This window comes from Vibrio sp. 378 (assembly GCF_033339435.1).
In genome coordinates this window covers 242,509-255,719 of sequence record NZ_JAWOUO010000001.1, presented here as the reverse complement: position 1 = coordinate 255,719, position 13,211 = coordinate 242,509, and the positions used below count along the sequence as shown (strand labels likewise).

At 46.1% G+C, this 13,211-nt stretch carries 12 protein-coding genes; 7 read left to right on the top strand and 5 right to left on the bottom strand.

Going from position 1 to position 13,211, the window contains the following annotated elements:
* The first annotated feature begins 61 nt into the window (after positions 1-61).
* A complete protein-coding gene (locus R7Q48_RS01195) occupies positions 62-733 on the top strand; it encodes a cupin domain-containing protein (protein WP_213899220.1) in 672 nt (223 codons plus the stop codon).
* Positions 734-806: 73 nt separating this feature from the next.
* On the opposite strand, the gene R7Q48_RS01190 is transcribed toward R7Q48_RS01195, so the two are convergent.
* Complete coding sequence (locus R7Q48_RS01190; RefSeq protein ID WP_005373737.1) at positions 807-1,046, bottom strand: YdcH family protein; 240 nt, start codon at positions 1,044-1,046, stop codon at positions 807-809.
* A gap of 232 nt (positions 1,047-1,278) precedes the next feature.
* On the opposite strand from R7Q48_RS01190, the gene R7Q48_RS01185 reads away from it, so the two are divergent.
* The gene (locus R7Q48_RS01185) at positions 1,279-2,316 is read left to right on the top strand and encodes a DUF4382 domain-containing protein (RefSeq protein WP_256902791.1); all 1,038 of its coding nucleotides are present in this window, start codon (positions 1,279-1,281) and stop codon (positions 2,314-2,316) included.
* Positions 2,317-2,396: 80 nt separating this feature from the next.
* Here R7Q48_RS01185 and R7Q48_RS01180 read toward each other — a convergent pair whose 3' ends face one another.
* Together R7Q48_RS01180 and R7Q48_RS01175 are read right to left on the bottom strand one after the other, a co-directional pair.
* A complete protein-coding gene (locus tag R7Q48_RS01180; RefSeq protein WP_213961042.1) occupies positions 2,397-3,293 on the bottom strand; it encodes a LysR family transcriptional regulator in 897 nt (298 codons plus the stop codon).
* 80 nt (positions 3,294-3,373) lie between these two features.
* A complete protein-coding gene (locus tag R7Q48_RS01175) occupies positions 3,374-4,243 on the bottom strand; it encodes a GyrI-like domain-containing protein (RefSeq protein ID WP_256902792.1) in 870 nt (289 codons plus the stop codon).
* Between the two features lie 124 nt (positions 4,244-4,367).
* Between R7Q48_RS01175 and R7Q48_RS01170 the strand changes: the two genes are divergently transcribed.
* Positions 4,368-5,516: a PLP-dependent aminotransferase family protein gene (locus tag R7Q48_RS01170; RefSeq protein WP_025527327.1), complete on the top strand. Its 1,149-nt coding sequence runs from the start codon at positions 4,368-4,370 to the stop codon at positions 5,514-5,516.
* 414 nt (positions 5,517-5,930) lie between these two features.
* The gene (locus R7Q48_RS01165) at positions 5,931-6,959 is read left to right on the top strand and encodes a hypothetical protein (protein WP_256902793.1); all 1,029 of its coding nucleotides are present in this window, start codon (positions 5,931-5,933) and stop codon (positions 6,957-6,959) included.
* A gap of 95 nt (positions 6,960-7,054) precedes the next feature.
* On the opposite strand, the gene R7Q48_RS01160 is transcribed toward R7Q48_RS01165, so the two are convergent.
* Complete coding sequence (locus R7Q48_RS01160; protein ID WP_256902794.1) at positions 7,055-7,381, bottom strand: DUF4156 domain-containing protein; 327 nt, start codon at positions 7,379-7,381, stop codon at positions 7,055-7,057.
* A gap of 42 nt (positions 7,382-7,423) precedes the next feature.
* Between R7Q48_RS01160 and R7Q48_RS01155 the strand changes: the two genes are divergently transcribed.
* The 3 genes from R7Q48_RS01155 (at position 7,424) to R7Q48_RS01145 (ending at position 10,171) form a co-directional block, all read left to right on the top strand.
* On the top strand, positions 7,424-7,579 hold the full coding sequence (locus R7Q48_RS01155; RefSeq protein ID WP_196358484.1) for a hypothetical protein: 156 nt from the start codon (positions 7,424-7,426) through the stop codon (positions 7,577-7,579).
* 27 nt (positions 7,580-7,606) lie between these two features.
* Positions 7,607-8,317: a biotin/lipoate A/B protein ligase family protein gene (locus tag R7Q48_RS01150; RefSeq protein WP_213968692.1), complete on the top strand. Its 711-nt coding sequence runs from the start codon at positions 7,607-7,609 to the stop codon at positions 8,315-8,317.
* Between the two features lie 285 nt (positions 8,318-8,602).
* Positions 8,603-10,171, top strand: coding sequence for a DEAD/DEAH box helicase (locus R7Q48_RS01145; RefSeq protein ID WP_318132118.1), 1,569 nt, complete (start codon positions 8,603-8,605; stop codon positions 10,169-10,171).
* 106 nt (positions 10,172-10,277) lie between these two features.
* Here R7Q48_RS01145 and R7Q48_RS01140 read toward each other — a convergent pair whose 3' ends face one another.
* Positions 10,278-13,157, bottom strand: coding sequence for an MGH1-like glycoside hydrolase domain-containing protein (locus tag R7Q48_RS01140; RefSeq protein ID WP_318132117.1), 2,880 nt, complete (start codon positions 13,155-13,157; stop codon positions 10,278-10,280).
* Between the last annotated feature and the right edge of the window lie 54 nt (positions 13,158-13,211).

Here is a 13,211-nt window from a genome sequence, read left to right as displayed (position 1 = left end):
TGATGTTTTTTAAACGTATACTAATGAGAGTTAGTAATTAAATAAGTAACGGAATTTCAATATGTTGAATATGGATTTTTCAAAAAGAATCGTGATAGAGACTGCTCAACAGGAATGGATCGCCAGCCCTTCCAAAGGTGTGTGGCGCAAACCTTTGGAACGAGAAGCCAAAGAATCAGGGCATACCACCAGCGTCGTTAAGTACGAGCCAAATTCGCAGTTTTCAACTCATCCTCACCCTCAAGGAGAAGAAATATTGGTGCTCGAGGGAGTATTCTCCGACGAATACGGTGACTACCCTGCCGGCACTTACCTTCGTAACCCTCCAGGAAGTCAACACGCACCATTTAGCAAAGAAGGCTGTGTGATTTTAGTTAAACTAAATCAGTTCGAATCTGAGGATCTTGAAACAGTTCGCATTAATACAAACCAAGCGAGCTGGCAGAGTGGTGTCGGTGGGTTGCAAGTCATGCCTCTACATAATTTTGAGCACGAACATGTCGCGTTGGTTAAGTGGCCAAAAGGTGAGAAATTTCAACCACACCGTCACTTTGGTGGTGAAGAGATTTTCGTATTGTCAGGAGAGTTTAGAGACGAGCTAGGTACCTATCCCGCTCTCTCTTGGATCCGAAGCCCACATATGAGCGAGCATTTTCCTTTTGTAGAGCAAGAAACGATCATTTGGGTAAAAACTGGTCACCTGCCGCTCCAAGCTCCTGCTCAGCACTCCTAATGTTTGCACACTTGGCATCGTCCATTGGAACTAAAATCGGCCCGCTATTTACGAGCCGATGATCATTTCGTCACTAAGAACCCATTATTCGCGAGTGGAGCCAGTCTTTGAGCTCAGCCCGGTTATGTTTTAACACGTTCATTTCGTGATCATCAATCGGGCTTCCTTGAAGTTCTAGTACGCGGATTTCCTTATCTAAAGCATTGTAGTTTTTAACGGTTTCAGCAAATGATGCATCGTTTTCGGTAAGCTGAGTAATGGTATCCAAATGTTCTGGGAATTCATGAGTTAATGAGTGATTTTCACCTAACATAGAGACCTCTTGGCTAGAGTTGTTGATGTATTTGTCCGCTCATTTTTTGAGCGGTACATTTCTAACCATAGCACTTGAAATAGCACAATATCGTCGATTTGAGCACACTTTTACTGAACTTCTTAGTCATGGTTTATCACTCTTTTAACCGCGCGACTCCGCTCGTTATTATTCTGTGTTTTATCAATAATCGACTACATTTAATACACTTCTCATAAAAAGGTACATCTAAATGAACAGCATGAAAATTGGCTTGATCAGTGCGTCAATAACAGTTGCGTTGATTGGCTGTAATTCAGACAGTGACTCTGTCAGCACAATGACTCCGGTTACCTTGTCTGTATCAGATGCCCCTATTGATGACGTATCAGAAGTGGTTATCGCATACAACAAAGTGGCATTCCTCCCTTTGGATGGTGGTACACCACAAGTTTTCGATGTGTATAAAACCGACGAAGACGGAAATTTCGTTGACGAAAATGGTAATCCTCTGCTCGATAATGAAGATCCAATACCATTAAGCGTTAACTTACTCGACTTCCAGGGCAGTAACGCTCAAGAGTTAGTGGACGACGAGCTGATACCCATTGGCAATTACAAACTCTGCGTGTTTGCGAATGATGGCGATCATCCGGATTATCCATCCTATGTTGTTGATGAAGCGACCGGCAATCAAATACCACTGACCGTAAAAGGTAATGGGGCTTGTCCGCAGGGGGTCGGAAAAGATCCGAATTCTGGGGTACTGTTCTTTAATGATACCTTCGCAGTCAACCCTGACAACAACGAATTTGTGGTGGAGTTTGACCTGCGTCGTGGCTTAAAAGACGGAACTGGGCAAAACGAGGGCTACAGTATTCAGCGCACCTCAGTCACTTTAATTAACACGGTTACAACGGGGGAGATTCAGGGAGATATCGCAACATTAACCTACCAAAACTGCGAAACGGATACCCCAAGCGCAAATGGGTATGCACACGCGGTCTACCTATATGAAGGAAATATCGCCGAAGAGAACATGGGGCCATTTGCAGGCGCAGAAGGCCAAATAATGCCAATCGCAGCGGCGAACGTAGTGGAAGACATTGATGAAGCAAATTACGAATATGAATTTGGCTTTGTAGAGCCCGGTACGTACTCCGTCGGCTATACCTGTACCGCAAATGACGATTCTGTAGATGGTATTGTTGCAGGTGAAACCTTTAGCATTTATCAATCTACCAGCGGAATTAGCGTCTTTGTTGGTACCGATACAAACGCAGACTTTTAATCTCTCTAACACTGCAGACCCTGCATGGGTCTGCTTTTTTTGCTATTCCAACTGAGCACGGATTATGGTCTTTGTGACTTTTAAACCTCTTCCCAATAAGGTGGCGTGCCATAGTATTCAGCAAAGTAATCAATAAAGGCACGCACCTTAGGCGCAATTAAACGAGAGCTTGGGTACACAGCCCAAATCCCAGCATCCATCGCTAAAGGGTGATCTTCGAGTACTTCCACTAGCTGACCACTTTGTAATTCTTGATAAACACTCCAAACTGAGTTGATAGAAATACCTAACCCGTTTACCGTCGCGTCTCTCATCGCATCACCATTATCAGTTTTAAAACGACCAGAAGTTCTTACATTGACCATTCCATCTTTTGTATTGAATGACCAATTATTCATTCCAACTAAGTTAATACATTGATGATTCGTCAAGTCTTGGGGCTTGTTAGGTCTCCCAAATTGTTCAATATAATCTGGTGATGCAACGATAATACGACGATCTGGCGCAAGCTTTCTTGCGACCAATGAAGAATCTTTCAACTCAGCGACACGAATGGCGACATCGAAACCTCCCTCAACCAGATCAATAATGGAATCAGAAAATCGGCAGTCCACGGTTAACCCTGGGTAACGCGCCATAAAACCTTTTAATGCGGGCACAATATGCAAGCGACCAAAAGTTGCAGAGGCGGTTATACGTAATACTCCCGTTGGCGCACTCTGCCCTGAGCCAACAGCTCCCCTTGCTGCCTCCACTGTTGCAAGGACCTCCTCCGCGTGAGGTAAAAAAGCCTGCCCTTCTTCAGTTAAGGAAACTTTGCGTGTGGTGCGATGAACTAAACGAACTCCTAAGCTGTCCTCAAGTTTGTTGATGTGCGCACTAGCGACAGCAGGAGAAAGTCCAAGCTCCTGACCAGCCATGCTGATGTTGTGTGTCGAAGCCAAACGGACAAATAGCTTTACATGATCGATGTTCATTTAATTTTCAATTATTTGTAAAAAATCACCATAAAGAGCTTAGCATTTTCTTCCTTACGGATAGTAAATAAAGACTCCAGTTAGAAAAAACTGATGGGCAGATAGAAGTCCAGCTCAAACGCCTCATCATGGCTAAGGAAATGGTTTTTCTGATAGTGAACATAAGCGGGAGTAGAACGCTGCTTAAAGCCTGAATTCGGCAACCACTTCTCTAACACCATACTCAATTGAGGAAGAAGCTCTCCATATACCCCTGTTAAGCGAAAAACGGCATGTAAACCACCCGGAATCGTCATTTGATTCACGACACCGCGTACTTTGAGCGGCTTATCAATCGCCATACAAGCCACATAACGACACTTGTCGAGCTCAACCCAAGCAGGGTTGGAGTGATGCAAACCATATTGAACCGAAAAGTCCCGATTCTCAGAACTTGCCCACGCTTTCAAAATCAGCCACGCATTGCGAATGGAGCGGTTATAGCCCTCATGTCGAACATACGCCGCAAAGCGTTGTGGGACCTCCATAATTTTTGGTTCTGGCAACTCGCGTTTCGCAACCCGATGATAACCCGCAGCTACTTCCGGATCCTTCAAATACGGTTTTTCTGCGACTTGTAAATCATGCTTTCGCCATGCACCAGGTGACATAGCGAACGTCGCTTTAAACGCTCGGCTAAAAGAAGATACCGAGTTAAAGCCGCACTTGTTAGCAATGTCTAACACCGATGAGCCGGTATCAAACATCAGTTGATTGGCGGCGTATTCCATTCTGGTACGGCGGATATATTGATGGATGGATTCCCCCACGACATCTTTAAAAATACGATGGAAGTGTTGTTCAGAATAGGCTGCTACGTCCGCTAGCTCTTTAGCTGATAAATCTCTGCTAATGTCCTGGTGAATGTAAAACAGCACGTCATTGATTCTGGAAACTTGTTGATGGCTCACGGAGTAAACTTTCGCTCAAACAGCATAAATGGACATGTTTAACAGCATAAATGGACACACCAAGCTTGGCAATTTACCTATACTATTTCTGACATAAAAAAGACAATTACGAGAAGCACAGCACATGGAAATCGCACAGTCATTACAACAAACTAAGTCATCCTACATTCGAGAGATCCTCGCAGCAGCGAGCGATAAGAACGTCATTTCTCTTGCGGGTGGCTTACCGGACGAAAAAACCTTCCCGATCGACTTAATGAAACCGACGCTCGAAAACCTCGCTAATATGCCAGAGGTGTTTCAATACGGCGCAACAGCAGGCTACGCCCCGCTACTTAACTTTTTGACCGATTATTACCAACTGCCAGAATCTCATTTGGCGATGATCACAACGGGTTCTCAGCAAGGGCTAGATTTGATTGCGCGGGCGTACGTGAATCCGGGCGATAAAGTGGTGATGGAAGCACCAAGCTACCTTGGTGCTATGCAAGTATTCGGTTTAGTGCAAGCCAACATCGTGACCGTTTCACAAACCGAGTGTGGCCCAAACCTTGAAGAACTCGAGCAATGCTTTGCCACGCAGCAACCAAAAATGTTCTACGCCGTGCCCGATTTTCACAACCCAACGGGCGTATGCTGGGCGCTAGAGACTCGCCAAAAAGTTGCCGAGCTTTGTATCCAATACGACGTTGCATTCATTGAAGACGCACCATACCGCGAGCTGCGTTTTTCTGGTGAAGCACTGCCGCTGGTTTCGGATTTCTGCCCGCAGCACTCCATCGTATTGCGTTCATTCTCCAAAATCGCCTCACCAGGCTTGCGTATTGGTGTGGTAACCGGCAAACGCAGTTACCTTGAGCCACTCATCAAAATCAAACAAGGTGCAGATCTGCACTCTAGTATTCCTATGCAAGCATTGCTGCATGGTCTACTTCAGCATGACAATTTCGAAACACACATTTCAACCATCTGCGCACTTTACAAATCGCGTTACGATGTCATGTTTGCTGAGCTGCAAAAACAGCTGCCAGAAAGTTGCGTACTCAAACCTGTCGATGGTGGCATGTTTGTCTGGGTCGAAATTCCAGAATGCGACACGTTCGAACTGGCGAAAACTCTACTCGCAAACTGGGTTGCTGTGGTGCCAAGCCCGGTATTCTATCCGGAAGGTTCCAAGGTAAAAGCCGCTCTGCGTCTTAACTTTACCAATGCCACACCAGAAGAACTGACGACGGCTGTCACTCGACTTGCGGATGTACTTAACACTTTGTAATTGAGTACCCCGCGTTAGAACCTGCCTTTGAGATTCGAAAAAATTCTCAAAGGCAGCATCAAAAAAGTTCCCCAAAAAAATTTATATTTTTCCTTCAAATCAACTCTCTACAGTAAGTGCCTGTTTTCTCTTGATCCTCTCACTCATATAAAAGTGAGAACCTAATCACGTATTTGATGGTTAGAAAAGTTACGTCTATCTTTCAGACAAAAGACATCAACTTCGCAGCATTAATGCTCTCAATTTCAGACACTTTACTCAGTCGTGGCTTAGCGATTGAAAAATCGACTAGAAAGCATCTGCGGGCATACCCACTACGAAGGATTGACCAGAACCATTCTGAATGTCGCGAGCCAGTCGCTTGATTGGCAATTACGTCAGTGAATCGCACCAAATGACAGAGGGGTTATCAGGATGAACACTCGAACCACGACAGGACTCGTCACCACTGGCTGGTCCGTTATCTTTTCACTTTTTACCGCATTCGCCGCGTATGCGAGTACGTCTCCAAACTGTAGTGACGTATTAGCGGGCAACACAACCGCCGTATCGCAAAAAATGATGGTCTTATTGGGCGAAGACATCACCAAATCCAACCGCATCACCACGGTGATTCCAGCCCAAAACAATCCATTTGTAACCGAAGAACTGGTCTCGGTGTCCAATGACGTGTCGCCCAATGGACGTTTGCCACAAAAAACGTTGGAAGAGATCCGAAAAGTACGCTCAGATTTAGAAAAAGCCGCACAGGAAGTAAACCGATTACAGGGCACTTTTGAAGTCGCGTTCGTTAGCTTGATTGATGGCTACTGCCAGTTCTCGAATCACGAACTTACTCAGCATGCCAAAATCGACTTTGACCATTTGGAAGGTCTAACGCTGTATTCAATCCCAGCGCTGTTGGCAATGGTGGATCAATCGTACGCGATGGCTGAAAACCGCCTAGAAAACGAGCAAAACCAATTGAGCAACATTGAAAAAGAAAAACAGAGGCAGAAACAGCAAGCAAGTGCTGCGGCAGCCGCTCGTTACCAAGACGGTAACGTGTTGGTGAAAGTCGAGAATTTTGATGGTTCTAACGTGATGTTTTCCGTCACAAACGTAGGTTCTCAAGGTTCATTACAGCCAAACTTCAACACATTTAGCGCCTATCGCACCGAAAGTGGAGAGTTGGTCTATAAGTCAGAATCTTTATTGCATCTGGCTGATACGGCAGGCAACACGCTGCAAACGATGGGCATTGCCGAGCTTTCATCCAAAGATGGAAACAGCTTGTCGATCTCTCCTGGAGAAACTCGAAAATTCATCACCAGTATTGCTTCGGAAGTCGCGCCACACGCGCAATTAAGCTTAGAGTTTCCAGCCAAAGTGCTCAATACAGAGCAAGATTTCACGCTGTCGTTTTCCGACTCTGTCGCGGTAGCAACGGCCAATGTGAATTAACGGCGAGAGAGAACCTGACGAACAAACCCATGTTTGTTGAGCACATCAAAGACAGGCGAGCGACGCCTGTCTTTCAGTTATGAGCAAGCAAATCGCTACTGTTTGCACTTGTAAACGTTTGCAAACATCGTCACTGACGTAGAAAAGCTTAACGGTTGGTATAAATACAAGGTATCTGCGCCCAAATCTGCCGCCTTGATGCGCATTTGGTTTAGCGTCCCCCATACCATGTCTTTATCTGCGTGAAGCCAGTAGTCGTAAAAGTGCCCTTCTGAGCCGATCACGGTACCCATTAGTTCACAGTTTTCAATCGCATTCACATTGTCCCAAAGCACCTGTACTTGCTCAGATTCTTGAGTTGGGAACGTCACACATCCCGTTAATGATGCCGCTAACGCGAGAGTCATCACTCGCTTTTTCATACTTATATCGCCAAAATTTTTCATAGATGGCAGATTTTATGAATGGCTGATGTGATGACTAGCAAAAACTTTTTATCGCGTGTTCAAGTAGAATTAATGGACAACGGAAAAGATCCAAAAGGTGATCATGCAGCTAGCGAGCAAAAACCTAATAATCACAGACCTAGCAATAAAGCTGTATCTGAGATACAACAGTAATGATTAAATAGCCGCGAGGGATAGAGTTTGGTTGCTAAAAATAAGCTAATTCGCTACACAGCTACGGAAGTCGCTGATGCATTTGACAAAGAAGATGAGCTCATTAAACAAGTTCAGTCCAACCAACTCTCGCAAGTGCTATTGCTTTGGCAAGTAAAAAGTCCAACGCTCGTGCTTCCCGCTGGTAAGAAATGGCCAGTGTCTAATGAATTGGAATATGCGTTAAACATGTCGGGCTGGAAACTCTTTTCTCGTAAAACCGGTGGTGCCCCAGTCCCTCAGGTGCCAGGTATTATCAATCTATCCCACATTTACCACTGGCCAGCAGGCAAGCCTTACAACATCAAAAAAGCGTATCTCGATTTATGTGCGATATTAACAGTTTTCTTTGAACAGCTCGGCGTGAAAGTGGATGTTCATGCTACACCGTATTCCTACTGTGATGGCGAGTACAACCTCAACATTGACGGGCAAAAAATCGTGGGAACCGCGCAACGCGTTTTACTTAAAAAAGGCGGTGGACAAGTGGTGTTATCACAAGCATGCATTCTGATTGATGCCGACGTCGAGAAGATTGTCGAACCAGTACGAATGTGTAATCAGCTTTGCGGTCACAGCGATGATATTCGTGGTGATGTCCACACACCGCTCTTCCATCATGTATCCGACCGCCCATCGGTAGATTCGCTCTTTCAGCAATTGACGAGTGCGTTTTTAACGCATGCAAAAGCGGAGTAATGAAAGGATCAAGCCTCCCCCTTGCTCCGAAAAGCATTCGATAAACTCAAACTGCATGCCGTGATAGCGATGTAAGAATGGGCATCGCCAACGTAAAACCATTCAATCGATCGATCAAACCAGTTATCAGTTTTGCCTGCCAAAAAGAAATGAGATCCAGTTCAAATATTTATCCATAACGGAATTAGTTGAAGCCCGCGCGTAAAAGCCTCAGAATGTCGCACTTTTCGTACCGATTTGTTTTCGGCGCGTTGTTATCTAACTCTACAATTGAGAATCATACATATGGGTTTTACCTCGTTAGGTCTATCTGCTCCAATCCTTAAAGCTATTCAAGAGAAAGGCTACGACACCCCTTCGCCAATTCAGGCAAAAGCAATTCCTGCTATTTTGGAAGGGAAAGACGTAATGGCAGCAGCGCAGACTGGTACAGGTAAAACTGCAGGCTTTACGCTACCGATTCTTGAGCGTTTATCGAACGGCCCTCGCGTTCGTGCTAACCAAGTTCGTGCACTTATCCTGACGCCAACACGTGAGCTTGCGGCTCAGGTGCAAGAAAACGTGTTTATGTACAGCCGTCACCTTCCACTAAGCAGTGCAGTTGTTTTTGGTGGTGTGAAGATCAACCCGCAAATGCTGCGTCTTCGCAAAGGTGCGGATGTGTTGGTCGCGACACCAGGGCGCCTGATGGATTTGTACAACCAAAATGCGGTGAAGTTCGACCAACTGGAAGTGCTAGTGCTGGATGAAGCAGACCGTATGTTGGATATGGGCTTTATCCGTGACATTCGTAAGATCCTAGCTCTGCTACCAAAACAACGTCAGAACCTACTGTTCTCGGCGACTTTCTCGGATGAAATCCGCGATCTTGCGAAAGGCTTGGTGAACAACCCAGTTGAGATTTCAGTCAATCCGGCAAACTCGACAGCGAGAACGGTTGAGCAAAGCATCTACCCAGCAGACGTTAAGAAGAAAGCACCGATGTTGGTTAAATTGATCAAAGACGGCGATTGGAAGCAAGTGCTGGTGTTTACGAAAACAAAACACGGAGCAAACCGTCTAGCGAAGTTCCTGATCGAACAAAATCTACCTGCTGCTGCCATCCACGGTAACAAGAGCCAAGGCGCGCGTACCAAAGCACTGGCGGATTTTAAATCGGGTGAAATTCGTGTGTTGGTCGCGACGGACATTGCTGCACGCGGTATCGATATTCCTCAATTGCCGCAAGTGGTGAACTTTGAGCTACCTAAAGTGGCGGAAGACTACGTTCACCGTATTGGTCGTACTGGCCGTGCGGGCGAAGTAGGTAAAGCGATTTCACTAGTGTGCGCGCTAGAAGCGTCTGAGTTGTTTGCGATTGAACGTTTGATTCAAGAAGTACTACCACGTAAAGAGTTGGAAGGTTTTGCGCCAACCAATGTGGTGCCAGAATCTAAACTGGATACGCGCCCAATCAAACCGAAAAAACCTAAGAAGCCGAAAAAACCAAAAGCGCCAAATGCTTCGGTTGAAAACGCTCCAGCAACCGAAAAGAAAGCAGGCAATGGTGCAAACAAACCTAAACGTCGCTTCAACGGCGGTAACAACGGCAACAAAAACAGCACCAACCAAGGCGGTGCGGGTAAGCCTAAAGGTAACCGTGAAGGCCAAGGTCGTGCACACAGCAAACCAGATGACCGTAAACCTAACGGCAACAAGCCAAATGACAATAAACCGAGTGGAAATAAACCAAACGGTAATAAGAGTGGCAACGCTGGTAAACCGTCTGGTAACCGCAAGCCAAACAATGCTAAGCCTGCAGGAAACAAACCGTCAGGTCAGCGCCGTAAGCCTCGTCCGCAGGCTGCAAACTAATCTGTAAACGGCCCCCGATAGCAAATACAACAAAGCCGCTGATAATCTCAGCGGCTTTGTTTTTCTTAGAACACAGTTTTCTAGAACACTGCTTTGTTAAAACAGCCTACATTAAAGGTGTAATTCGAATATCTGCGATTTGCGCTTCGTTCTTTTCACCCTCAATACCACCAGCGTAGATGTAGGTTTCATTCGATTTGAGGTAACTCATATTGAAGTGGTCCTTCAACGCGATCTGATAGGTTTTTCCCTGCGCCAACGTCACTTCAATTGGCGTTGAGTAACGCATACCTTGGTTTTCACCAATATGGCCCATCTGCAAGTAACCTTGACCAACCACTTTACCTGCATCATCCAATACCTCTAACAATTTCACGGTGTTCGTGATGCCAGTATTAAGTTGCCCTAGGTTATTGTTGTACCAAGCATCGAACTGGTAAGTGCCCGTTACAGGAGCTGTAAACGACTCTGCACCTTTTACGATGCCACTCTCTTTACTCACCGTAACCACTGAGACATTGTCTTTGAGTGGCTGATATTCGCCATCAAGTTTGATGCGGATCTCTTCACCGACACAAACTGGTTGGCTTGGGTTAGAACGGAAGCCTTTATCGTTAATGCTTTCAGCCAAATAACAAGCAAAACCTGTTGGCGTATCGGAATAAGATTGAGCAATCACGTTCTTTTGAATCAGCTCGCCATTGCGATACAAGTTCACGTTGTACTTACTCGTCACGTCAATCGAAACCGAATTATCAACGCTTTTTACCACCAATGTTGGCTCTTGCGGAGAATAAACGCGACTGTCTTCACTCACATACGGTTTCACCCCAGAAACTAAAGTAATGCTGCTATCTACACTCACAAGCGCGCCCAGTGTCACGTGGAAATGCCCCTCTTCGTCCATCGTGACATTTTCAACTGGGTAGTAGCCTGTTTCATCTTTACTTGCCTCAGGCAAATCAATGGTTACCGAATAGTTCTTTCCTTTGAAAGCAAAGTTTTCCAACGTGATTTGTTCAGACTGAGCCAACAAGTTATTGCGCACCCAGCTTGTGATAAATGGCTTCACTTCCAAATTACCTGTTTCGGTATGGATGCCGAATAGCGTCTCTACCACCATGTTCAAGTAGCCACCCACAGACCAAAGCTGACGCTGAGAGTTAATCACTGGGCCATCCAAGCTCTGGTCTTCGCCATGATCACTATGGATGATGAATGACTTACCAGAAAGCCACTCTAAGTTTTCCATGTTGGACAAATTGGTCGCGGTACCACGAACCAACGATTGAATCGCATTGTTCGCCGCAGCCACGTTTTGTGTTTGATGCGCGGCGCGCAAGCTGTACGCGGTAACAAATGGCCAAATTGCGCGATTATGGTACACAGGCACGTCCGGTTGTTGAGGGAAGTAAACCGGCGCGCCAAACTCACTGTGTGGGTAATTGGCCATGATTTGTTTCGCCTGCGCATCACTTGCCACGCCACTGATGATCGCCAACGCTTCGCCCAACATATCGTATTTGTCGACCGCGATGTCTTTGCCATTGTCAAACAAATAGCTTACGTACATACCGCGTTCGGCATTCCAAAACTGCTCGTTGATAGCGGTTTTTAACTGCTCAGCCCACTCGGTGTATTTGACCGCGTTGGTTGAATCGTACTTCTCTGCTAACTTAGCCGCGAGCTGAATCGCGCGGTAGTGAACCACGTTTGTCGATAACGCTTTGCTGCTACCAATCGCATTGACATCGTTTGGCGTCCACGTTGAGTAAGTTTGCTCACGCCAATCGAGGAATGATTGTTCGCCAGTGTATAAACCGGATTTAGAATCAAAAGCCGCCAAGCGATCGGCTTCAAGTGTATTACTGATAGCTTTGTAAGCGCGCTCGGCAAACTGGTTGTACTCTTCCCCATCCAATGCCGAAAGTAAGCGTTCTGCACCAAGCGCCCAAGTCGTGCGGTCGGTACTGATTGGCCAGCTGCCGCCAGTGCCCGTGTCTTGCACAATCTGCTCGCCATCATATTGCTGATCGGTCGTGTCGCGAAAAGCGGACAATTTGAAATTCAAACCATTTTGCACGCGAGTTGGATTCATCAATGCAAGCGAAAGGTCTGCTGCGTACGCCAAATCACGCGTCCATACGTAATGCCACTTCGCGCCCGTCTCAAAAACTTCCGCTTTGATTGGGTTGTTGTAGTTGTAATTGCCGTCTTTGATTTCAGAAACGGCAAGCTGGTCTAGCTCTTTCATCGTCAATGCAAACAACGCGTCAAACGCGACATCACCCGACACCACTCGCGGTCCTGTTTGTTCATTGATCACTAAGCCTTGGTCGAGCGCATCACGCAATTCTGTCGTCGTTGAAATACCAAATTCACGCAGCTCAGCTTTAGGATCTTTCACCGAGAAAATCACGGTATCACTCGAGTCATCGTAATTGGCGAACAGTTTCACTTCTTTACTCTGATGCCCTTGATGCACCATTGCAGGGTCGAGAATCGCATCAGAGTAGTATTTTTCCGCTTCTTCTTGCGTTGCTTTCGTCACAGTCATTGTCGCGCGACTTTCATCGGCAAAGCTCACAGAAAACTTGTAATACCCTTTGTCTTCAAACGTGATCTCAGAGTTGCAATCATCGTTCATACACGCTTCATTCGTGTCCGGTTTTGGCAGGTACTCCTGAGCTTTATCGAACGCCGCGGGCTCCTCAAAATAGGTGTATTGGATCTGCCAACCCGGATCAGCAATCTTGAACTGATTGCTACCTCGAGCAACGCGCAGTACGGTTTCGTACTCGTTATTACCCAAATAGTTTAGCTTGGCATGCTCTGCCGTGCCCCAATCCCCATTTAAACCACGTAAATATAAGTCGGCTGAAATAATTGGTTTGTCGACCGGCACTGGCGCATCAGAAGAATCTGACCCACATCCAGCAAGACCAATACAAGACGCGACAGCAAGCGCAATAAAACTCGGTTTCATGTTCATCCCTTAGATTGTTGTTTTGGCGACAGTCTAAAGAACACCCTTTTGATG